Here is a 21,645-nt window from a genome sequence, read left to right on the forward strand (position 1 = left end):
GCGGATGCAGAAGATGTCGGTCAGCGAGGCGCGCAAGAAGGACACGCGCGAAAAGATTTCGCTCGGCGGCCTGATCGTCAAGGCTGGTCTTCGTTACGAGAAGAGGGCACTGCTTCTGGGACTACTGATCGATGGCAGCCAACGGATCAAGGCAGACGACCTGGAGCGATCCCGCCTGATTGCGATTGGCACGAAGGCATTCGTCGGTGGCAATTAGGAAAATCGCCCTCATCTGCCTGCCAGCCCTCGTGATGACGACGGTTGTCCTCATCACACCAGGCATCGAGCACTGGCTTGCACATTTCGGCACGACAGAACGTGCAAGGCTCGCGCTTGGTCGCGCCGGTCTGGCACTGCCTTATCTGCTTGCATCGGCATGCGGCACGCTATTCCTGTTCGCAACAAAAGGGTCGCCCCGTATCAAGGCCGCTGGATGGAGTACCGTGGCAGGCGGCATCGGCATCATCGCTATCGGAGTTTTTCGGGAGGGATCGCGACTTCTGTCCTTCGAGGATCAGCTGCCGGCAGGTCGCACGCTTTTCTCCTATGCCGACCCGTCGACCATTGCCGGAGCATCCGCAGCGGCGCTTGCGACCGTTTTCGCCTTGCGCGTGGCCGTCTTGGGAAATGCCGCCTTTGCCGGAAGCGATCCGAAGCGCGCTTTCGGAAAGCGCGCCCTATATGGCGAGGCCGACTGGATGGCGATGCGGGATGCGGCGGCGCTGTTTCCAGAGACAGGCGGCATTGTCATCGGCGAGCGATACCGGGTCGATCGCGACAGCCCGGCGACCATGTCGTTTGGTACCACAGACAAAACCAGCTGGGGCAAGGGCGGTTCAGCGCCGCTCCTGTGTTTCGATGGATCCTTCGGGTCATCGCACGGGATTGCGTTTGCCGGCTCGGGCGGCTTCAAGACGACTTCGGTAACCGTGCCGACGGCCCTTAAATGGGGTGGTTCCCTTGTCGTGCTCGATCCCTCGAACGAGGTGGCGCATCTCGTCATGGAGCAGCGTCGCAAAGCAGGGCGGAGGGTCATCGTGCTTGACCCCAAAACGCCCCACCTCGGCTTCAACGTGCTCGACTGGATCGGCCGTCATGGCGGCACGAAAGAGGAGGACATTGCTGCGGTTGCATCCTGGATCGTCAGCGACAGCGGCCGCGCGACCGGGGTGCGTGATGACTTCTTTCGCGCTTCCGGCCTTCAGCTTCTAACCGCGATGATCGCCGACGTCTGCCTTTCCGGTCACACTCTGGAGAAGGTCCAGACCTTGCGCCAGGTCCGCGCCAACCTTGCGGAACCGGAGCCAAAGCTGCGTGCCCGGCTGCAGGAAATCTACAGCAACTCTGCCTCCGAATTCGTGCGCGAGAACGTTGCCGCTTTCGTCAACATGACACCGGAAACATTTTCGGGGGTCTATGCCAATGCCATCAAGGAAACCCATTGGCTGAGCTATGACAACTATGGTGCGCTGGTCTCCGGGTCGGATTTCGCAACCGAAGCGCTCGCAGATGGCACGGTCGATGTGTTCATCAATATCGATCTGAAGACGCTCGAAACACATGCCGGCCTGGCGCGTGTCATCATCGGCTCCTTCCTCAACGCGATCTACAATCGCAACGGCAATGGGCAGGGTCGGGTCTTGTTTCTTCTCGATGAGGTTGCGAGACTTGGCTACATGCGGGTCCTTGAGACTGCACGAGACGCCGGCCGCAGATACGGTATCACGCTCATCATGATCTTCCAGTCGATCGGCCAGATGCGCGAGACCTATGGCGGCCGCGACGCTTCCAGCAAATGGTTCGAAAGTGCCAGCTGGATTTCGTTTGCAGCCATCAACGATCCCGAAACAGCTGATTACATATCGCGCCGCTGCGGCACGACAACTGTCGAGGTCGACCAGGTAAGCCGCAGTTTCCAGTCACAGGGATCGTCCCGAACACGATCGAAACACCTCGCCGCGCGTCCGCTTATCCAGCCCTACGAGGTTTTGCGCATGCGCACCGACGAACAGATCGTCTTCACTGCGGGAAAACCCCCATTGCGATGCGGGCGCGCCATCTGGTTTCGTCGCGATGACATGACGAGCCTTGTCGCAGGAGGTTACTCCGACGCAACCGGTCCGCAGCTTTGACCGCCCGCATCGATCTGCCGGAGCCGGTTCCCTTGGGATAACGACCGCGGCATGGATATCGGTTGATGCGGCAACGGGAGCCGCGCGAGAGAGCGGCTTGCCTAAATGCTCGTTCAAGAGTTCACCAGAATGAATCGATCGCCGAAGACCGATTCATAAATCTCGTTGGACGGCAGATCGCGATCGCGCGAATCTCGGCCATGATCACGCAGCTATATCATCTCTATCTCGAGCGGCAGGACCGCGCACGAAACATGGCGCGCTTCTATTGCCTGTCCATCGAGCCCAACCTGTTCGGCGAGCCATGCCTGACGCGGCGGTGGGGACGGATCGGCGCGAAGGGCCAGGTGATGATCCATCACTTCGAGCGGGAGCAGCATGCTGTTGCCCTTTTCCTGGAGCTGGTCCGGGAGAAGCGCGCGCGCGGTTACCGGGCATGGCCAGCCAGTGGCAGCCAGGCTGATCGCTCGTCGCTCTGATGCAATAAGGCTCATTGCCTCCTGAAGTTTCTCTCAGGAGGAAACGCTTCCGCGGTGGTCGCTACCAGGGAAGGGGAAGGAGGAAGTGGCGGGCGCGCATATACCTGTCTTTGGCGAACCGGCAAAACGTCGGCAAGGATCCTTTTGCCTCCCTGACCATAACGGCGCACAGGATGACCCTTGTGCCGATCGGCACGCGGCGGCTGGTCCCGATCAGCTCGGGGCCTCCTGAGCCGTGTTTTCGACCTGCCTGGCAATCACCGCTTCAAGCTCCGTTCGTGCACGTTCGAGCTCGGCCTGGATCTGACGGCGTTCTCCTGCGTCAGATGCGTTGCGCAGCTCGGCCCGCAGTTCCTCGATCTGGATTTCAATGTTGATCGTCATCGCCTGATCTCCTCTAAGCGTGTGAAAGACGATGAGCGCGGCCGGGAGGGGATGACGAGGTCAGGGATCGCGGATGCGACCGGCAGCGCCGGGGAGTGGGGGAGCCGATTTTCGGAAATCGCCGCAGGCGTCTGGAGAAAATTGGGGGGACCGCTCATCCTTGAGGTCGGCATGCGCGACCGGCACAATGCGCTCTCCTGAGCAGCACCTCTCCCTGTCGTTTGGCACCAGAAAAGCCGGGTCGGGCTCGAAGCCCGATCCGGCTTTGGTGTTCGCCTTGATGATGGCCCCATCCTTTTCGGGTGGGGCCGGATATGTGTCAGTCCCGGGTCGGGCGAGACCAGATCAGCTGATAGCCATTTTCGCCCTCGGCTTCCGAAAGCGTCGCGTAGATCGGAGCCGGGAAGCTCGGATCGTCGAGCTTGACCGAGAGATAGTCCCTTTCAGTCTGTTCCGAGCGCTTCTGCCAGGCAGCGCCGAGTTCGACGGCACCCGCCATGATGCGGAACTTCGGACCTTTTTCGGAAGGGTTTTCGATACGGTCAATGCGGGCCTTGACGTTGAGGGCGAGGGTACGGATCGAGCCGGTGAAGCCATTTTCCGTGGAGGTGAAAGTGCCGATGGTAGCCATGTCTGAGTTCCTTTTCGCTGTCTCGGGCCGCTCCATTGCGGCCTCGATGGCAGTCTCAAAGGCCGGAGACGATCGGACCGCACCCAGCTGGGGTCCCCATCGCGCTTGCGCCCTGGGGTAGCGTTTGGGCCGTAACGCATGTGGAGGGCGGTGTGGAGACACTTTCCTGCTGCGCGAGGAATGACGGCAACCCGGGGTCCCCGCTCGACTTGTCGAGCGGGGTGGGTTCCGGCAGGGGATGAAAGTTTCGACGCGCCGTTGCGGGAAGACGAGCGAGGCGCAGCCGCTCTTCGGCCAGACCTGCCCCATCGAGCCCGCGCATGGAGTGGTTCAGTACAGTTTTCCGTAAAAGAACGCCCCTATGGCGCTATTTCGCGAATCCAGCCGGGGAAATGGCTGTTCGTGGCGATTGACTTCGCGTAATGGCGAAACACATGCTCTTGCGCCTGACAGAGGAGAACACTGATGGCCGACGAAACCATGACCGAGACCCCCGCCGACGCGGCAAACGCAAATCCGGCAAATGCCCCTGCGCCGAAGAAGACCCGTGCGCCGCGCCGTCCGAAAGCTGCACCGGAAGCCGTTTCTGGCGACGTGACTGCTGTCGCGACGGAAACGCCGGTCAAGAAAACGCGCGCGAAGCGTGGCTCCAAGCAGATCGCCGCCAAGACCGAGAAGAGCACCGCTACGCCGAAAAAGGCCGCCACGCGCAGCGCCGGCGTAAAGGTGGTTGCAGCAGCACCGGTCGCAGCCGTCGAATTCACCGATGACATCGCCGATCTGATCAAGCTTGAAGAAGAAAACCAGAAGCTCCGCAAAAAGCTTTCTGAAAAGCTGCGCGCAGAAAACGCCGATCTGCGCAAGCGCCTCGGCGAAGCCTGAGGGCAAATGTCGAGATACCGTTGCCATCGGCGGTGGTGACGCCAATTGACGATGTGAATATTGCCGGGCCCTGCCGCGGGCCCGGCCAGTGTGATTTGCTGCCGTGTCATGCTGCAGCCAGGCTTGAGGTTAAGATGCGATGAGAACACCATGGAGATTTGTGGTTGACCTGGTGTCGCGTAAGCCGAAAGCAACCATATCCGATGTGGACGGTCCGGATACCGCCCACATTGTGGCACTCGAATATCATCCTGCCGATGATGAGCCTGCCCGCGAAGAAGAGGCACGCCTCCCCGAGCAAACAACGTCGCTCGAGCCAAGGGAGGAGATTGAATCTCCGGCACCGGTCGCGAGCCCGAAACCGCAGGCAGAAACGATAGACACTGCGAAGGCCGAGATCGATATCAACACCGCCGCCCAGGGTACATCATTCTCCCCCGAGGAAATCTCGACCAACGGCGCCGCCCCCGCCGCCATCCTAAGCGGTGCGAGCAAGGTCGCAGCTGAGAAGCCGGCGAAAGCGCAGAGGAAGCCGCCTGCCGCCGCGGTGAAAGAGCCGGGTGTCATATCAACATTCGAAGAGGTGCCTGCGGTTGTCGCCAGCCCGACGACGCTTGTCGAGGAAATGGTCGGGCTTGACATTGAGATCGCAGCGCTGCGGTACGCGCTTGCCGGAAAACTGAGAGAGCAAAATGCGCAATTGCGCAAGATGCTTGCCCGCTTCGAGAGATACTGACCGCAGGTCGGCACGTTTTTTCAAAAAAGATCGAGGCCTCGCCAGCGGTGAGACCCCGTTCCGCCTTAGTCCCGGTTCGGGCGGGACCAGATGAGCTGCAGGCCCTTTTCGCCCTCGACCTCGGTGAGCATTGCGTAGATCGGAGCCGGGAAGCTCGGATCGTCGAGCTTGACCGAGATGTAGTCGCGGCCTTCACCCGAGGTTTTCTGCCAGGCGGCGCCAAGCTCGACCTGTCCCGCGAAGACGCGGAACTGCGGCCCCTTTTCGGAAGGATTATCGACGCGCGTGATGTGAGCCTTGACGTTGAGAGCGAGGGTGCGGATCGAGCCGCTGAAGCCGTTCTTTTCGGAAGTGAAGGTGCCGATAATAGCCATTGTCGTGTTCCTTTCGCTGTCTCGGGCCGCTTCATTGCGGCCTCGATGGCTGTCGACAAGATCCGGGAGCGATCGGACCGCACCCAAAGGGCTGAAACGAAGTGGAAGGCGGCAAGGGTCGGATTTCTTGGAGGGAGAGGAGGGTGGCTTGCCGCACGGGGTAAGAAATCCTACACCTGCCGTTGCGGGAAGACGAACGAGGCGAAGCTGCCTCCCGGTCAGACATGCCCCATCGAGCCCGCAGATGGTGCTCCAGGACTCGTTTGAAGGATCACGGCAATGGCCGGCATCGGCCCAGACAAATGAACCCGGTGCTCACTGGCATCAACCTGAACCATGCATGGAACTGTCCAGCTCGGAATATCCCTGTCGATACCCGCGGATAGGGCCATTGCCACGAATATTTCGTGCGGTATCGTCGGGTTGCGATTCGTCGCCAGGAGGACAACAGAAGCCGCATGCGCCAACCGATAAAGCCATTCGTCGTCGAACGAAAGCCATCCCGCAAGCCGAGGCCAGACGCCACAAAGCCTTCGATCTGGGGAAGACTTGGTGCCGACATCTCCCAAGGTCTCAAGGACCAGGATAATACTGATCGACCGGCCGCCGCCGGCGGTGACGACCGCACCTGATCAAACCTGCTCGCGCCGGCTCATGCCACCCGCTTGAGTTCATCCGCCTCCGGCTGCAGGGAATGCAGGAACGCCACCGCGCGCTGCGCATGCGCCGCCGCATGGAAGATCGCTCGCCGGTCGTCTGAAAGCACCGATAGCCAGGACTGCAGGTAGGATGCGTGATCCGGCCGCGGCTCCAGTTCAGGGGCGATGCCGAGATCAGCGCACAGGAAGCAACTGCCGAGCTCGGCGATCAGTTCTTCACGGGCGCGATCGGTACGATCCTTCGCATAGCGGGACAGATCCCGACCGACGCGGTCTTCACGGGCTGTCCAGTGGGTTGTCTCGTGCGCGAGCACGGCCGCGTATCCGGCAGCATCACGAAATGCTTTGAAGGGCGGCATCTGGATGTGATCCGTAACAGGCGAATAATAGGCCTGGTTGCCACCATGTCGGATCGTAGCGCCGGTATTTCGGAAGAACCGATCGGCATTTTCGATCCGCTCGACCGGATCGATCACTTCCGCCACCGGTGCATAATAGCTCTCCGGCAATCCGTCGATTTGCTCGACGTTAAAGACAGAGTACGCTTTCAGGAAGGGAATTTCTCGATCGATCTCGCCGCCATTCCCGTCCACCTCAGACCTGGTGAAACGGCTGGCGAAGACCACCGTCGAGCCGGTCTCGCCCTTGCGCACAGCCGCGCCCAGTTCGAGGGACTGTCTGAAGGTCATCCACGTCGGCGAGGCAAAGCCACGCGACATCTGTTCAGACCAGAGGAGCAGCACGTTCATACCCGAATAGGGAAGGCCATTATGGCGCAAGGGCCGGGTGATGCGACCGCTTGTGCTGGCGGCACTCCACGGCTTCAACCAGGGGCGCACGCCGTGTTCGAGATCTTTGACGATCCGGTCGGTAATCCGCGCGTAGATATCGGGGCGATCCGCTTCCGCTTTCCTGCTCATTTCTCTTTTCTCCGTTTTTAGGACCTGCGCCACTCGCGGTCCGTCACGGAGGCTTAGAACCGGGGCCGATCGGATGCTGATGCACCGGAACGGCCGTAACAGCGTGGAGGACGGCAAAGCCGTTGAATCGGCATCCCGGCTCCGGCAAGGCCGCTGACCGGGGCGGGCCGCAATACGGCGCTGCCCGTCCTCTCTCCATCGGACCTGAAACGACAAAAGGCCGACCCGGTGGGTGTCAGCCTTTGCAGTCAGCGCTTTCAGGAATTGCCAGGCCGCCTTGGCGGCTGGGCGGTTTTGGTAAGGCTTTATGATCGCGATCAACACGCTCATCAAGAAGGTAAAGACGACCATTGCGTCGCGCACGATCCTTTCGCGATATTTCAGGAAAGCGAGGTCTCGGAGATGGCCGACCGACATGGTGCCGACGAAGATGAGCGAGATCGCTATTCAAATGAGCTGGATGGAAACAGACATATCGCATTTCTTCGGTAAGCTTGCTCCGGATAAAAGCCGTTGTGTTGAAGAGTGATTTGCGGGGCTCTCGCCCCGCGAACCGATCAGCCGAAGGCGGCCATCTGAGCCTCGGCCGCCTTGCGGTCGAGCGATGCACCCGGGTTCTCTACCGGCCGGTCGAAAGGCTTCCAGGTCTCGCCAACAACCTGTTGGTACGCCGCCACCGCGCCCTCGGCCGCCATGCGCAGAGCGTGGGACTGGACACCCATGTCGGCTGCGAATTCCCGCTTGCGCTGGGCGGCGCTATCGTAGCCGACGGGTCCATCGAGATCCTCATCGCGGGCATCGTTCGATGCCTTGGCCGTTGCGTCGCGGGCCTCGGTGACGGCGCGGGAGTAGAACTGCCCGGCGCCATGCGCCGATCCGACGAAGGCTCCAACGATCCTCTGCAGATGGATCTGCATGGCCTTGTTCCCCAGGCCTTCGGAGAGGCTATCGGCGGTCTCAACGATCAGCCGCTCATGCAGGCTGCGGATGCCGTCGCTGTCGACGACCGTGATGCCGAAGCTTTCGGCAATCTTCATCGCCTGGATGGCATCGGGGCAGGAGAGGCGGACCATTTCGAGGGTCGTGCCGCGGCGCGATTGCGCCAGTCTGCCGTGGGAACGATTAAGGGTGGTGGGCTTGGCCATGTCTGGTCCTTCCGTGGCTGCCGAAGCGGTTCCGGCCGAATGCCGGTCTGCCCTTCGATGCGGACAACCAGAACCGGCAAAGGACGGGCGGCTTCACAGGTCCGATCCGACTGAGCCAGCAGGGCAGGTTTGCGGGCCAGCAGGTTTTAACCTGGTGAGACCGCGGGCCTGTCCTTGCGCAGCGAGGTTGGAGCGGCCGCCCCGCGGCGCGATAGCGGCCTTGAAACGACCGGTCGCCGGTTCAGACCGCAACAACAAGAAGGGCGGTCCAGCACCGGTCCGATGTTAGGTATAAACCCAGCGAGGGGACGACATGGCCAAGCACCCACGCCGACAGAGGCGGTGGCCTGCGTCGTGATCATGAGCCATCCGGCAGAAGATCCGGTCCGACCTATCCCACGCGAGGCAGAACGGATGCATCTGCAGAATGCTCGATCTCACGGATGATCGACTCCTTCGTGACCAGCCTGCATGTGAGCGTGTCGACTTCGCCCTACCGTTCGAAGTGCAGGTGGTCGGCAAGCTCCCGATGATGGAAATGGGGACCGGACATTCACCGTGATCGCCAGCCGTCCGACCCGCGCCACAATCTGCCGCGTCAGACAATCGAGATGCCCGGGACGAGGGTCTCGCGCCGGGCGCCGGTTGCCTGCGCCAGCGGTTTTGAAGCCAAGACCTCGGTCATGACCCATTGCCCCGGCTTCGCCAGCCGATGAAAGAGGAAGGCCCATGATACTCAGCGTGTCGGGCGGGATCGATAACGAAGCCGAACCGACCGCGGCTGGTATACTCGTCGCTCGGCACCAGGAACCGGCACTCATCGTCTTCGGATCTTCGGTGACCGCCGCGAACGGCCACGACCTCGGTCATGCCGGGGTTCTGATCGGAGAAGATCGCCGACATGACGATATGGTCCGCCGCGTGACGCTGATCGAACGCCTGCCGGTCCCTGGCCCAGCTTTCGCCCTCGGCGAGCTCGCAGCCGTGGATCGCCTCCCAGACATCCGGCCAGGTATTGCGGATGGTCTTTTCCGCCGTCGAGCGCTCGTGAGCCGTGAACAGGTCCGGAAAGCTGATCGCCACGATCGCCCATTCGCTGTCTTCCTCGTACCATGGCGTATCCTTCCTTAGCAGCGGATGAATTTTGGCATTGCGATCGGCAGAGAGATGAAAGCCGCCGTGGCCCGCCGAGCTATGGGAGACGACGCCATCGGCATAGATGACCGCCATCTGGGATCCGCCCCAGGGCGTACTCGCCGATATGCGCGCCTGCTTGCGGTTCAGCGCAGCGAGATCCCGTTTGTGACCGGCCGTTTCGGCAACACGCGCCCGGAATTCGGCCTCATCGGCGACCCGACCGTCATGCCCGATGAAATCAGCACGCGTCAGCTCGGCGAGCGGTCGACGGACAAAGACGGAGCTCGCAAGAAACGCGAAGCCGCTGGGCGACGTGACCATGGCCAGGACGAGGTCATCGATGCGGGCGACGGGCAAGCCATCGGCACTGGTGGAAAACTCCACCCCCGAAAGATCGGGGGTGGGTGCTGCCATATTCGATTGAAAGGCGGGGATCATGCGGCCGACCTCCGGTTGAAATCCGGAGCGTGCTCGTCTGCGGAATCGACATCGCGATCCTTCGGATGGTCGTGATGTTCGTCTTCGTCGGCATGCTCTTCTTGCTCCCCGACAATGTCCTCACCGTGGCCGTCGTTATCCTCGTCCCCGCCGGTGTTGATAACATCCGTGACAGCCCCTTTTCTGATCCAGTCCAACAGCTCGTCGGCGGGCGGCGCGAAGCGGCCGGCGGGATGGACAAAGTGCTCGTTTCCGAAGTGCTCGACGAGCGCTGCGCGGGTTTCACGAACCTTCTGCCTCGGCTGAACCGATGCCTCGGCGCAGGACGCCTCCAGTGCCTGACGCGACAGGCACAAGAGGAAGTCCTCCGAACCCATATTCGGCAGGAATTCGTCAGCGCCGATCGCATCGCCGGCGATGCGCGAGATCATGCCGCTGTTCGACATGCCGCGGCGGCACGAGAGAACGTCGATCAGCACGGAGCGGACGGCGACCCGAAGCTGATCCTGATCGAAGGCGAACTTGCCATGCTCGTCGAACAGGCCGACTGCATGGCGCGAGAAACGCTTGCCGCCGTAGAACGTCCCGTCCGCACCGGAGTCGACGCGGACATTTTGTCCGGCAAAGGCCAGCACCATCAACGCCATCAGCATGTCGTCCTCGATCGGCGCGCGGCCGAGCGCATCATGGAGCGCGTCCGTGCGGAAATCACCGATCATGCCATGACCCTTCTGGGTCACATCCGGCCGAGCCCTGGGCGTGGCGATCGCATCGGCGTCATCGCCGCCAGTAACCTGTCCGTCGCCAGCAATCCCCTTGGGCTTCGTCGCCTCCGGCATGCGGTAATGCACTGTCTGCACCTTGCCGTCGCGATCCAGATAGATCGCCGTGAGGTCGGACTTCGACGGCTTGCCATAGACCTGGCTCGCCTTCTTCGGCAGCTCCGGCTGGCCCCAGCTGTTGACCTCGACGATCCCGCCGCGCTTCGGCAGGTTGCTGGTCATCCATTCATGCTGAGCGCCCAGAAAACCCTCGACATTCGTGGTGTAGCGGCCATCCTGGTCAGCCGGTGCGAAGAGATCCTCGACCCATTCGATGCCATAGGCCTGAGCGAGATCGTCGCCAAAGCTCGCATCCCTGGCATACATGCGCTTCTTGGTCAGTGCATTTGCGATTTGCCACCATGGCGCGGTGTCGCCCTTCTTCGGTTTATGTGCCTTCCAGACCTCCTTTTGGTCGACCTGGCCGGCGGCCGCAATGATGCGCAGCTGTTGCTCAGCCGGCATGTCACCGTGCGCCATCTGTTCGAGCATGGCCGGCAGGACATTGGCGAGCAGGCGTAATTTACGGATCTGGCGGACGGGAAGGGCGAGAGCAACCGCGATCGCTTCCTCGGTCCATCCGAGAGCAACGAGCCGTTCGATGCCGCGCCACTGGTCGACGGGATTGAGCGGTTCGCGAGCAGAGTTCTCGACCATTGACCGCATGGCGCCCCAAGAGGCTGGATTGTCGTTGGCAGCGTCTGCCACAAGGATCTCGATCTCTTCGAGGCCGGCGGCAATCGCGAGCCGGACGCGGCGATGGCCGGCATCGATGATATAGCCGTTACCACCATCGGTTTCCGGCGCGACGACAGGCGGCTGGACAATACCGACGGCCTTGATCGTTGCCAGCATCAGCGCGTCTGCCTGCGGCGACGACTTCGACTGACGCATCCGGTCGGGGTTTTCCTTCAGAGCGCGCGGGTCAACCTTCATGATCTGCATTGGTTCTATCCTTTCGGGAGAGTTCCGGACCGGCGCCTTGCCAGCCCTTCCTGTCTTCATTTTTCTCGAAGACACCTCCCGGACCGGCGATCGGCCAGACTGCCGCAACTGCGGCCGAGCATCCCTGCTGCGCCAGATGAGCGGGGCATATGCCCTGCGAAGGGCGAGCGGCCGGGATAGCGCAGGCGGCGATTGAGCTTTGGCGTCGGCAGGAGGACCGATCGGCGATCGGGTTCTTTCTTCCTTCTCCTTCACACCTGACTTAAAAAGCGGATCGGCAAGCAGCGGTTTACCTCTTGCACATAAGGTCACCTTCTCCGGACCGCGTTGCTCCGGCAGGCTCAGCTTCCTCTTCAGGCGTTTTTGATGATCACAGCTTTCGATTCCGACCTTTTCAACCTTGCGCCGATTGCCATGTGGATCGAGGATTTCAGCGGGGTGAAAGCGTTGTTCGATGTCTGGCACGCAGATGGCGTTACCGATATCAGGGCCTTTCTGCGCGAGGATCGCGAGCGGGTCATCGCCTGCTCAACCCGCATCCGCATTCTTGACGTCAATTCCAAGACACTGGAATTGTTCGAGGCTGAAAGCCTCGATCATCTGACAGCCAATATTGCCTCCGTCTTCCGCGACGACATGCTGGACACCCATATCAACGAGCTTGCAGCATTGTTCGATGGCGACCAGAGCTTTTCGAGCACGACGGTGAATTACACGATCGCTGGGCGGAGGCTGGATATCCAGCTGCGCGGCGCCGTGCTGCCCGGTCATGAACGGACCCTCGGCCGGCTGCTTTTGACGACCGAAGACATTACCGACCGCGAGGATGCCCGCCGCGCCGAAGCCGAGCAACGTCGCCAGGCAGAGGGCGTCTTCGAGCATTCACCCGTGTCACTGTGGATCGAGGATTTCAGCCGCATCCGCGTGCTGATTGAGGATATTCGTGATCGCGGTATCACCGATTTCCGCACATTCATGGACGTCCATCCGGAATTCGTGCGCCAGTGCATGAGTGAGATCAGGGTGATCGACGTCAATCAGGCGACGCTCGACCTGTTCTGCGCAAAAGACCGGTCCGATCTCCTGCAGCGCCTCGGTGAAGTATTCCGTGACGATATGGAAAAGCCATTCCGCGAGCAGCTGATGGAGCTGTGGAATGGCAACCTTTTCCACCATCGTGAGGTAATCAATTATGCGCTCGATGGCTCCCAGCGGCATATTCTGCTGCATTTTTCCGTGTTTCCCGGTCACGAGCGCGACTGGTCGCGGGTTCAGGTGGCACTCGCCGACATCACTGCGCGCAAGAAAGCCGAAGCCTATCTCGAATATCTCGGCAAGCACGATGTTCTGACCAAGCTCTATAACCGTGCCTTCTATGCGGATGAGATGAACCGGCTTGAGCGGAAGTCGCTACGCCCGGTTTCGGCGATCGTCATCGATCTCAACGGCTTGAAGGATGCCAATGATCAACTCGGCCACGATGCCGGCGACGGTCTGCTGCGCCGCTTCGGCGAAATCCTCAACGGCGCGGTATCGGCGCCGAACCATGCCTGCCGCATTGGCGGCGACGAGTTTGCGGTCCTCTTGCCAGGTGCCGACGCAAAAGCCGCTGGGGCGATGGTGGAAACGATCATGGAGCTACTGAACATCAATAATCAGTTCTACTCCACCGCGCCGCTCAGCATGTCTTACGGGGTCGCGACCAGCAAGACCGGAGAAGCGATGGAATCCGTCGTGAGGCGTGCCGATGTGCTGATGTATGAACATAAGAAGGCACATTACGCCGCAGCTACCGGCAGCACTGGTGGACGAGGTGCTGACACTCGAATACGCTAGGATGACAGCAAGTGCCGCGATTGAAAGAGTGGACTAAGTTCGAGGCCTGAAAAGCATGACAGCATCCGCCATCATGCGCCGCAAAATGAGCTTCCTATCAGTTGGCGTTGCGACGACAGCTTCCGGTTGGACGGCGTGTGCTTGATCATCGGCTTCCGCAATCGGGCACGAGACAGGCGGCGGTTCAGCGACCGTCGCGGCGACAGTGATATGCGTGATCGTGGTCTCATCGGACTTCACGGAAACGGTGATTTTCGCACCGGAGCGGAGCTGGGCGGCTCCCGTCTCAGCAGCGTCATGTTCGTTTTCGGCTTCGACCAGCAATGTATGCGTTACAAGATAAAATGGCATGTGTTCCCATAATGCTTTTATGCGCAAATCTCATCGGCGTTGCTGCTCCGGTCAAGATGCAGCGTTCAACTGACCGTCTCCGTCAAGACAAAAAGGCGCTCAACCCGTACGGGGAGCGCCTTTTTCTGCATCCCGGCACAAGGTCGAACGCCGCGGCGATTGCAGCGAGCAGGACATCGTTTCATCGGGAACTGATCCTCAGATATTGTTGAGGATAAAGGATTTCAAGTCGCACCACGTGGAAGTGCCTGCTAGAGGTCGCGGCCTATGCCAAACGGCAGCCGAGGCTGATATGGCCGTTGATCACGAGATCCGGAAAGCAATCGCGCAGCGCGCAATTGATCGGGCAGTAGCCCGCGGCGCACCGATCGATCAGGATCCCGCCTTCGTCGCCTTGCTGGACGAATGGACCTACGGGGATATCGAATTCAAGGAAATGCGCACGCGATATCTGGACCTTTTGGCGCTCCAGGCCGCCGAGCGGCGCGGACGCTGGAAGAGCCAGATCGGCAGAGCCCGGTCGGGCTCACCGGATGAGCCAACGGAAAAATAAAAAAAATGGGCCAGCGGATACCGCGGCCCATGAAGTGTGGAGATCTGAAACCTCCAGAGGGGAACAGCTGCTGCGCGACTGGGAGTCGCCATGTGCATCAGCTGAGTGCGTTATGATCCTTTTTTGATCACGCCGCATCCATTTATTGTGCAGTGCAGCTATGCGGCAGGCGCAGCTTTCAGTTCCTCGGCCTCTGCGACCGCTTCGGCAGCCAGATCATCCTCGACCTCACGCAGTTGCTTCCGCTTGGCATCGAGTTCTGTGGCAAACTGGAACAGGCCACCGGTGCGGGTTTGATAAGACGCCAGCCGACGCTCGGCTTCCTCCAGCCGCCGGCGATACTGTCGCTGCTCCTCGTCGAAGCCGCCGAGCCCATGCTCCAGCCGCGAGATCGCACCGAGTGGCGTGACGGTGATCGCCAACTCGATCTCGTATTCCGCTCCGGTGCGTTGGAGCAAGGTCTCGAAGTCATAGCCATCACCATTGCCAAAGCGCACACCCTCGAAGACCAGATCGAAGCCGCGGATCGTTGCCAGATGCACTTCGCCCTCGTGCTGCAGCTGCAGCAGCGTCAGGATCTCCTTCATCAGCGCGCGACCGGCATCCTTGCGCTCCGTGTGCACCATACCAAGCACCACCATCGTGAAGGCATCGCCAGTCGTCGGCTGAAGCCGCGCGATGTCTTGGCCGATTTCACCGATGCGCCGGGTCGAGACTTCGATCTCTCGTTCCGCATCGCGCATCTGCCGGCGAACGGCATGTTGGTCATCTTCATGGGCAGCGCGCAGGCGCTCAAGACGGGCGATATCGCCCTCGAGACCTGCCTTCTGCATGAGCCTCTCATCGCCGGATGCGATAGCCTTGGCCATGGCGAACTGGTTGGCCGCACCTTCACCAACGTCCTCAAGCCGCCGGATCGAAGTGTCGCCAGACAGCGCTGCCGCGATGAACCGGGCCTTGCGCTCGTTGTTCTGCCACATCGAGGCGTCAAGCGAGCCTTCGGTCGCATAGGCGAAGATATCGACCTCGTCGTGCTGGTTGCCCTGGCGGACGATCCGGCCCTCGCGCTGCTCGATCTGCGACGGCAGCCATGGAACGTCGAGATGATGGAGAGCTTTGAGCCGAAGCTGGGCATTGACGCCGGTGCCCATTGTCTCGGACGAGCCGATCAGGAAGCGGACCTTGCCGGCGCGGACATCACCGAACAGGCGCTGCTTGGCCTCGGTCTTCTTAAAATCCTGCATGAAGGCAATCTGTGACGCCGGCACGCCGAGCCGGATCAGTTCATCGCGAATGAAGCGATAGGCCGAGAAGCCGCGGGTCTTCTCGACGTTAACCGTGCCGAGATCGGAAAAGATCATCTGGGCGGCACCCGGCAGATCAAAATCTTTGCCATCGGGGCGGCGATAAATCTGCTCACCGGTTTCCATCTAGATGCGATGGGCGTTGCGGACGAGTAGATTGAGCTTGTTATCCGCCTCGTTCTCGGCTGCCGGCATAACGAAGCGCAGGTCGATCGCCGCATGGCGGCCATCGGTGATGACCGAGAGCAGGATGTCGTCGCCGGGCTTGGCAGGCCCCTCGCGCTTCTCGATCGCCTTGATCCGGCCGTCGAGCATCTGCTGATAAGTCTTGAACAGCGCCGTCGGCTTGGCCGCCAGGATCTGTCGGCGCCCGGTCGAGATGTTCGGCACCTTCACATATTGCCGGAGATCGTCCGGCATAACGACATCGGCGAACGACCGGAACATGGCGATCAGCTCTGGCACGTTGACGAAGGAGGCGAAGCGGCTCACCGGCTTGTATTTTCCGGACGGCTGGATCTCCAGTTCGGTCGTTGTATCTCCGAAGCAGGATGCCCAGGCATCGAACTCGTGCAGCCCGCGTTCAGCAAGTGCGGCATGGCCGAGCAGCCGCTGGATCGAGAACATCTCGCCGAGTGTGTTCGTGATCGGCGTTCCCGAAGCGAGAACCAGCGCCCGGCCGGGGTTCTTCGTTTCGATATAACGGGATTTGACGTAGAGATCCCACGCGCGCTGCGAACCGTTGGGATCGATGCCCTTCAGCGTCGACATGTTTGTTGCGAAGGACAGCTTGCGGAATTCCTGCGCCTCGTCGACGACGATCTGGTCTACGCCGATCTCCGAAATGGTGAGAAGATCGTCCTTGCGAGTGGCGAGACCTTCGAGCCTTTCCTGCAATCCTTCCTTGAGCCGCTCGAGGCGCTTGCGCGAGACGCGATCTTCGCTGTCGACCTTGGTCAGCAGGTCCTCGTAAAGCTGCAACTCGTCCTGGATCATCTCCTGTTCGAAGGCAGACGGCACGGCGATGAAGCGAAACGCTGAATGCGTGATGATGATTGCATCCCAGGTCGCGGTCGCCGCACGACTGAGGAAGCGAGCACGCTTGTCCTTGGTAAAATTGGTCTCGTCGGCGACGAGAATGCGGGCGTTTGGATAAAGCGCCAGGAACTCGCGAGCGGCCTGTGCGAGGCAATGGCCGGGTACGACCAGCATCGCCTTGGCGATCAGGCCGAGCCGGCGCTGTTCCATGATGGCGGCGGCCATCGTCATCGTCTTGCCGGCGCCGACGGCATGGGCGAGATAGGTCGAGCCATCGGCGATGATCCGCCAGATGCCACGTTTCTGGTGCCCATAAAGAACAAAGGCGCCAGAGGCGCCGGGAAGTTTGAGATGGGAGCCGTCGAATTTTCGCGGCGCGATATTGTTGAAGCGGTCATTGTAATCGCGGGCCAGCCGGTCGGTGCGATCGGGATCGGTCCAGACCCAGTCCTGGAAGGACTGCTTGATCCTCTGCAGCTTGTCGCGCGCCGCCTCAGTATCGACGACGTTCAAGACGCGACGTTCACCATCGACGTCTTTGAGCACGTCGAAGATCTGCGGGACCCGGCTGTTGAGCGCATCGGCGAGCAGATCGCCGGCATGGCGGCGACTGGTGCCCCATTCGGATGTGCCGGCAGCGCTATAGCCGAGTTGACGGGCCTCCACCGTCCAGGAGCCGAGCTCCGGCATATGGTGGATGCGGATATCCGCGTCCATCTTCTCCTTCACGAAGGCGACAACGACGGCCGCCGGTATCCATGGCGCGCCGAGACGCGCGGTAATGTCGGAGGGACGAAGATCGGCCGGCTGTACATCCTGAAGGGCGCGAACATTGCGCTCAAAAGCCGGATCAAGGTCGGCCGCCGCCTGCGCGGCGGCGAGCTTGGTGCGGACTGCACCCGAGAGATATCCGTCAGCTGTCTGCCACGATCCATCGGCCGGGTCACGGAAGATCGCCTCGGCAAGCTCGTCGACCACATCAGCGGGATCGCTATGGAGCAGCTCGGCGATATGGTCGATATCGACATGGCCGCGTTCGTTCAGCACAACGGCGAGCGCATCGGCCGGCGAGGTGATGGTCGGCGCCGCCGGCGGCGCGATCACGCGTTCGGAAAAGATCGGACCGGGCTTTGCCGTGTCGGTCTCCAGATCGTAATCCTCGATCGACGCCACCAGCCAGCAATCCGGGTCATCCCGGAACGAGGCAAGGTTCGGCTGGCGATGGGTCTCCTTGATCTCGCCGGTCTCAGCGTCTTCCTGGATCGAGACGGTCGTGTGGTTGACCGGCCCGAAATCGCGGACAAAACTCGACCAGGCGATGCGCAGCCTCACCTGAAGTTCGCGCCAGGGCCGGTCGGTCTCCTGCGCCTTCAGCACCTCGCGGACGGCATCCCGGATCGGGATCAGCTTCGAAATGATCCGGGCGTGTTTTTCCGAAATCCCGTCGCCGGTAAGTCCTTTCCGGACATTCACGGGCACCGCCACACCATCCAGCATCTGCATCAGGCCCTTGGCGCGGTCGATGAAAAAACTGCCTTCGCGTATCGGGCTATCCGTGGGCCTGAGATCAACGATCTCCGCGAGTTCGTCTTCCAGATCGATGTCGATGGGCGTGGGCTCGCCATCGTAGAGATCGACAGGCAGGAGATCGATAGCAGCGGCGAGAGCAGTTTCGAGATCGTCTCCGCCGCGGGGACGGCAAGTATAGGTCTCGCCGAACGGCCCCGAGGTCAGGGCGTGGGTGCCGAGCACGAAATCCGGGTGCCGGGCGAACCACCTGTTGACACGGATCGCACCTTCATCGTCGGCGGCCGGCCTGACGTCATCGACATCGAGCCACATCTGATCTCCTTTCGGTTCTCCTTCCTTGCGCTTGCGGAAGAAGAGAATGTCGACGACGACATCCGTGCCGGCGTCCCGCCAAAAGCTGCCCTCGGGCAGCCGTATCGCGGCGATCAGGTCGGCGGATTTGGCAATATGCTCCCGCGCCGTCGTATCGACCTTGTCCATCGTCCCGTGTGAGGTGACGAAGGCGGCGAGCGCACCGGGCTTCAGCAAGTCGATCGACCTTGCGATGAAATAGTCGTGCAGGCGAAGGCCGAGCGCCCGGTAGGCGCGGTCCGAGCGGACGGTGCGATCGGAGAAGGGCGGGTTCCCGATCGCGAGATCGTAGATCGGCGCCAGATCGGTGCGGGCGAAGTCGCCATTTATGATCCGGGCCTTTGGTTGCAGCAGGGCGACGATACGGGCCGTGACTGGATCAAGCTCGATCCCGGTGACACAGGCGGCGCCGCGATAGATTTCCGGTATCAGGGCAGGGAAAAGGCCTGTGCCGATACCGGGTTCGAGCACCCGGCCACCACGCCAGCCGAGCTTTTCGATCGCAGACCAGATCGCTCGGATGATGAATTCGGGCGTGAAGTGGGCGTACTGGGTGCAGCGGGCCAGCGAGGCATAGTCGGCCTCCGAGACTGCTGTTTCGAGCGAGGAACCGAGTACGTCCCAGCCGTCGCGGAAATCGATTTCGCCCGGCCGGCGGAACATGCCATTGGCCAACTCGCCGGCGCCGAAGCCGGTGAAGCGGATCAGCCGCGCCTGCTCCTCGGGTGTTGCCGGCCGCTCCTGCCTGGCAATGCCGTCGGCGACGAGGATCGCTGCGACGTTGGCGCGGGCGCGATCCTTCCAGGAAGCGCCAAGGCCACGGTCGCCGTCGACGTAGAAGTTCTGGCGCCGGCCATTCCGGCCTGGAGGCGTAACCGCGACCGGCAAGGCCGGGGCGAGGGGCGGCGGTGTGGGGTCGGGCTCATCATCATTGGCCGCCATGGGTTCGAAGCCCCCAAACGCGGTAACGCCAAGCCCGAGGCCGGACGACAGCGCGGATCTGCCGAACATATCGAACGTGAATGGGTCATTGCTCATCGGAATATTCCTTTTCGGATATGCGCTATCGCTGAACATCGCGAGAAGCGGGTCGACGGCGCTGGAAATGGTGTGGGGATTTGGCGGCGTTCAGGCCGCGGTCTCGGGCAGATGCCGCATGTGAACCGGCAGTTTGGCGGCGATCTCGTTGTCGGTGAGATCGTCCAGCAGTTTCAGGATCGTGCCATTCGTGCCGCTCCACAGCATGACGGTGCGCTTGCCCTGCATCGCCGGCGGAAAGCGATTGCCGGCATAACCTCGATAGGCGTCGGCGGTGCTGCTCCAGATATGTTCGAGGCGCTCTTCCCGGGTCATGGCGCGAACGGGCTGCGTTTCCCGTTCGAGTATTGCCACCCGCGTCGTCTCGACTGAGGCGGGATCAGACAGATCGCAATAGCCGTGGAAGTACCGGATCCTTCCATCGATCCGAAGCGCAGAGAAGATGCTGGTGACTGAACCCGTCAGGAATTCGCGCAGCGCGAAGATCGGACCGCGCATCCACAATGGCGGCAGGATATTCAGCATGTAGTCGTAAAGTGTCTCGTCAATCTCGAACCATTCGCCGCTATAAAGCGGCGCAACATCGATCTGCCATCGATCAGGGCGCTGGTTATGGCGATCGAAAAGCTGGAACATTTGCGGGCGGGTTGCGACGCCTTCGAAGATCTTGGCGGTACGGGCAGGGGTGTTCATCTGAGGCTCCCTCAAGGTTTCGGGACCTGGCGATGGAAGCTCCACCACCTTTCTTTAAGTCCCTCATGACACCCTCTTGGCCGCCGGCATCCCGCTCGGCCGGGTCAAGGGCCGGCTTCAGCCGGGCGCAGCCTCCCTTGATGCGGTCGACGGAGATGCGGCACGCCGCCCTTCCTCAACCGCCTTCATCTTCCCCTTTTTCCTCACCAGCAAAACCTCATTCCAATCGTCAGCCGGCGGCCGCAGGCGCAGCCAAGGGCGATTGAGGTGCACCGCCAGAACCTGAAGACGACGAGCGAAGACATCGCCCTGGTCATTGGCATCGGTGGCGCATACGAGCTCAGCGCCAGGGCGAGCGAGAAGGGCGACCAGCGCCGCTTCGGTTTTGGGCGACCATCCACCCCCTGTACTGAGGTAAAGGCTGTCGTCCCGCAGGTCTTCGACCGAAGCGAGGCTCATCGCGTCGATAGCGGCCTCCGTCACGCAGAGACGGACAGCGTCTTGCGCACCCAGCCGGAAGAGGACTTTACTGCCGCCCGTCGAGAAACCGCGCCAGTCGGGGCCGCGCTCTTCCCACCCGACCACCAGACCAGCGCTATCGGTGTGCGCAGCCCACATGCTGCCGAACGGGCCTTCCCGGACGATCCCTTGAACAATTGCAAAGCGCAGAATGGAGATCGGGACGGCACGCGACCAGCAAAGATACCGCCAGGCGCCGGACCCGGTGGCCGGAAGACGGCGACCTTGCCATCGCGCCATAATATCTGCGGGCTCGACCTTGGATGGTGGCTTCTTCCAGAGAATGGGTGCAGCCTTGTATCCGATGAGATCGCCAACACGGCCGACTGCCTCTGAAAAACCCAGATGCTCAAGCTGGCAGACGAGGGCAAAAACGTCGCCTTTGTCGTCGCTCAACGGGTCGAACCAGCCACGACCGTCATGGGTTACGATGATGATTTCCGCGCCTCTACGGAATTTTACCGCCCGGCGCGTGCTTTCCTTCGTGTCGACCGCGAATCCGGCCTGTTCGAGGACGCCAGTACAACTCACCGTCTCGCGCAGTTTCTCGATTTCTTCTCTTTTCATGATTTTTCCGATCGCCTGCGATCGTCCCTCAATTTAACTCCCCGCATCATCGGCGGGACAACTTCCGGCCGCCGCGAAGAACAGAGGGGGCAAGGGCGCGGGAGGCAAGGTGCAAATCTGCACCGCCCGCGGCGAAGCTTCCCTTGCCGCCGACAGGACGCCAGCGGCACCCGGAACGGCAA

The 21,645-nt window shown here is 61.4% G+C and carries 17 protein-coding genes and 1 pseudogene; 7 read left to right on the plus strand and 11 right to left on the minus strand.

The features are described 5' to 3' along the window. Window positions 1-4 precede the first annotated feature (4 nt). The 3 genes from traD (at window position 5) to FHW37_RS32045 (ending at window position 2,611) form a co-directional block, all read left to right on the plus strand. A complete protein-coding gene (gene traD, locus FHW37_RS32035) occupies window positions 5-217 on the plus strand; it encodes a type IV conjugative transfer system coupling protein TraD (protein WP_145643620.1) in 213 nt (70 codons plus the stop codon). Then, window positions 207-2,132 carry a Ti-type conjugative transfer system protein TraG gene (traG, locus tag FHW37_RS32040; RefSeq protein WP_145643621.1) on the plus strand — a complete coding sequence of 642 codons (1,926 nt, stop codon included), beginning with the start codon at window positions 207-209 and terminating at the stop codon, window positions 2,130-2,132. The genes traD and traG overlap by 11 nt, the downstream gene beginning before the upstream one ends. A 200-nt stretch (window positions 2,133-2,332) precedes the next feature. After that, window positions 2,333-2,611: a WGR domain-containing protein gene (locus tag FHW37_RS32045; protein ID WP_145643622.1), complete on the plus strand. Its 279-nt coding sequence runs from the start codon at window positions 2,333-2,335 to the stop codon at window positions 2,609-2,611. Window positions 2,612-2,824: 213 nt separating this feature from the next. Here the strand turns inward: FHW37_RS32045 and FHW37_RS33865 are convergent, their stop codons facing one another. Next, entirely contained in the window at window positions 2,825-2,995 is a 171-nt protein-coding gene (locus FHW37_RS33865; RefSeq protein WP_186458512.1) for a hypothetical protein, read from the minus strand. 319 nt (window positions 2,996-3,314) lie between these two features. Continuing rightward, window positions 3,315-3,626, minus strand: coding sequence for a DUF736 domain-containing protein (locus FHW37_RS32055; RefSeq protein ID WP_145643623.1), 312 nt, complete (start codon window positions 3,624-3,626; stop codon window positions 3,315-3,317). A gap of 465 nt (window positions 3,627-4,091) precedes the next feature. Here FHW37_RS32055 and FHW37_RS32065 point away from each other — a divergent pair, with 465 nt between their 5' ends. Beyond that, window positions 4,092-4,508, plus strand: coding sequence for a hypothetical protein (locus FHW37_RS32065; protein WP_145643624.1), 417 nt, complete (start codon window positions 4,092-4,094; stop codon window positions 4,506-4,508). Between the two features lie 160 nt (window positions 4,509-4,668). After that, the gene (locus tag FHW37_RS32070) at window positions 4,669-5,244 is read left to right on the plus strand and encodes a hypothetical protein (protein ID WP_145643625.1); all 576 of its coding nucleotides are present in this window, start codon (window positions 4,669-4,671) and stop codon (window positions 5,242-5,244) included. A gap of 65 nt (window positions 5,245-5,309) precedes the next feature. Here FHW37_RS32070 and FHW37_RS32075 read toward each other — a convergent pair whose 3' ends face one another. The 5 genes from FHW37_RS32075 to FHW37_RS32100 all read right to left on the minus strand — a co-directional run bounded on the left by FHW37_RS32075 (window position 5,310) and on the right by FHW37_RS32100 (window position 11,683). Beyond that, entirely contained in the window at window positions 5,310-5,618 is a 309-nt protein-coding gene (locus FHW37_RS32075; RefSeq protein WP_145643626.1) for a DUF736 domain-containing protein, read from the minus strand. A gap of 652 nt (window positions 5,619-6,270) precedes the next feature. Then, window positions 6,271-7,197, minus strand: a complete 927-nt coding sequence (locus FHW37_RS32085) for an ArdC family protein (protein ID WP_145643646.1) — start codon at window positions 7,195-7,197, stop codon at window positions 6,271-6,273. Between the two features lie 557 nt (window positions 7,198-7,754). Beyond that, window positions 7,755-8,342, minus strand: a complete 588-nt coding sequence (locus FHW37_RS32090) for a hypothetical protein (RefSeq protein WP_145643627.1) — start codon at window positions 8,340-8,342, stop codon at window positions 7,755-7,757. Between the two features lie 681 nt (window positions 8,343-9,023). Beyond that, complete coding sequence (locus FHW37_RS32095; RefSeq protein WP_145643628.1) at window positions 9,024-9,917, minus strand: DUF7007 domain-containing protein; 894 nt, start codon at window positions 9,915-9,917, stop codon at window positions 9,024-9,026. Further along, window positions 9,914-11,683: a ParB N-terminal domain-containing protein gene (locus tag FHW37_RS32100; RefSeq protein ID WP_145643629.1), complete on the minus strand. Its 1,770-nt coding sequence runs from the start codon at window positions 11,681-11,683 to the stop codon at window positions 9,914-9,916. The genes FHW37_RS32095 and FHW37_RS32100 overlap by 4 nt, the downstream gene beginning before the upstream one ends. A gap of 366 nt (window positions 11,684-12,049) precedes the next feature. Between FHW37_RS32100 and FHW37_RS32105 the strand changes: the two genes are divergently transcribed. After that, window positions 12,050-13,519 carry a sensor domain-containing diguanylate cyclase gene (locus FHW37_RS32105; RefSeq protein WP_145643630.1) on the plus strand — a complete coding sequence of 490 codons (1,470 nt, stop codon included), beginning with the start codon at window positions 12,050-12,052 and terminating at the stop codon, window positions 13,517-13,519. Window positions 13,520-13,552: 33 nt separating this feature from the next. On the opposite strand, the gene FHW37_RS32110 is transcribed toward FHW37_RS32105, so the two are convergent. Continuing rightward, window positions 13,553-13,870 carry a hypothetical protein gene (locus tag FHW37_RS32110; RefSeq protein ID WP_145643631.1) on the minus strand — a complete coding sequence of 106 codons (318 nt, stop codon included), beginning with the start codon at window positions 13,868-13,870 and terminating at the stop codon, window positions 13,553-13,555. 292 nt (window positions 13,871-14,162) lie between these two features. On the opposite strand from FHW37_RS32110, the gene FHW37_RS32115 reads away from it, so the two are divergent. Beyond that, entirely contained in the window at window positions 14,163-14,423 is a 261-nt protein-coding gene (locus FHW37_RS32115; protein WP_145643632.1) for a hypothetical protein, read from the plus strand. A 158-nt stretch (window positions 14,424-14,581) separates the two neighbouring features. Here the strand turns inward: FHW37_RS32115 and FHW37_RS32120 are convergent. From FHW37_RS32120 to FHW37_RS32130, 3 genes and pseudogenes are all read right to left on the minus strand, one after another. Further along, window positions 14,582-19,684, minus strand: a pseudogene (locus FHW37_RS32120) (DEAD/DEAH box helicase family protein). 90 nt (window positions 19,685-19,774) lie between these two features. After that, window positions 19,775-20,377: a DUF1419 domain-containing protein gene (locus FHW37_RS32125; RefSeq protein WP_145643633.1), complete on the minus strand. Its 603-nt coding sequence runs from the start codon at window positions 20,375-20,377 to the stop codon at window positions 19,775-19,777. A 117-nt stretch (window positions 20,378-20,494) separates the two neighbouring features. Further along, window positions 20,495-21,463, minus strand: coding sequence for a DUF3991 and TOPRIM domain-containing protein (locus FHW37_RS32130; RefSeq protein WP_145643634.1), 969 nt, complete (start codon window positions 21,461-21,463; stop codon window positions 20,495-20,497). Window positions 21,464-21,645 lie beyond the last annotated feature (182 nt).

It is taken from the genome of Neorhizobium alkalisoli (assembly GCF_007829835.1).
Lineage (GTDB): Bacteria > Pseudomonadota > Alphaproteobacteria > Rhizobiales > Rhizobiaceae > Neorhizobium.

Excerpts from the sequence above, each read along its gene's own strand:
- FHW37_RS32090 (WP_145643627.1), bottom strand. The coding sequence starts at position 8,342 with ATGGCCAAGCCCACCACCCTTAATCGTTCCCACGGCAGACTGGCGCAA.
- FHW37_RS32045 (WP_145643622.1), top strand. The coding sequence starts at position 2,333 with ATGATCACGCAGCTATATCATCTCTATCTCGAGCGGCAGGACCGCGCA.
- FHW37_RS32075 (WP_145643626.1), bottom strand. The coding sequence starts at position 5,618 with ATGGCTATTATCGGCACCTTCACTTCCGAAAAGAACGGCTTCAGCGGC.
- FHW37_RS32095 (WP_145643628.1), bottom strand. The coding sequence starts at position 9,917 with ATGATCCCCGCCTTTCAATCGAATATGGCAGCACCCACCCCCGATCTT.
- FHW37_RS32130 (WP_145643634.1), bottom strand. The coding sequence starts at position 21,463 with ATGAAAAGAGAAGAAATCGAGAAACTGCGCGAGACGGTGAGTTGTACT.
- FHW37_RS32125 (WP_145643633.1), bottom strand. The coding sequence starts at position 20,377 with ATGAACACCCCTGCCCGTACCGCCAAGATCTTCGAAGGCGTCGCAACC.
- FHW37_RS32055 (WP_145643623.1), bottom strand. The coding sequence starts at position 3,626 with ATGGCTACCATCGGCACTTTCACCTCCACGGAAAATGGCTTCACCGGC.
- FHW37_RS33865 (WP_186458512.1), bottom strand. The coding sequence starts at position 2,995 with ATGACGATCAACATTGAAATCCAGATCGAGGAACTGCGGGCCGAGCTG.
- FHW37_RS32105 (WP_145643630.1), top strand. The coding sequence starts at position 12,050 with ATGATCACAGCTTTCGATTCCGACCTTTTCAACCTTGCGCCGATTGCC.
- traD (WP_145643620.1), top strand. The coding sequence starts at position 5 with ATGCAGAAGATGTCGGTCAGCGAGGCGCGCAAGAAGGACACGCGCGAA.
- FHW37_RS32115 (WP_145643632.1), top strand. The coding sequence starts at position 14,163 with ATGGCCGTTGATCACGAGATCCGGAAAGCAATCGCGCAGCGCGCAATT.
- FHW37_RS32065 (WP_145643624.1), top strand. The coding sequence starts at position 4,092 with ATGGCCGACGAAACCATGACCGAGACCCCCGCCGACGCGGCAAACGCA.
- FHW37_RS32110 (WP_145643631.1), bottom strand. The coding sequence starts at position 13,870 with ATGCCATTTTATCTTGTAACGCATACATTGCTGGTCGAAGCCGAAAAC.
- FHW37_RS32085 (WP_145643646.1), bottom strand. The coding sequence starts at position 7,197 with ATGAGCAGGAAAGCGGAAGCGGATCGCCCCGATATCTACGCGCGGATT.
- FHW37_RS32100 (WP_145643629.1), bottom strand. The coding sequence starts at position 11,683 with ATGCAGATCATGAAGGTTGACCCGCGCGCTCTGAAGGAAAACCCCGAC.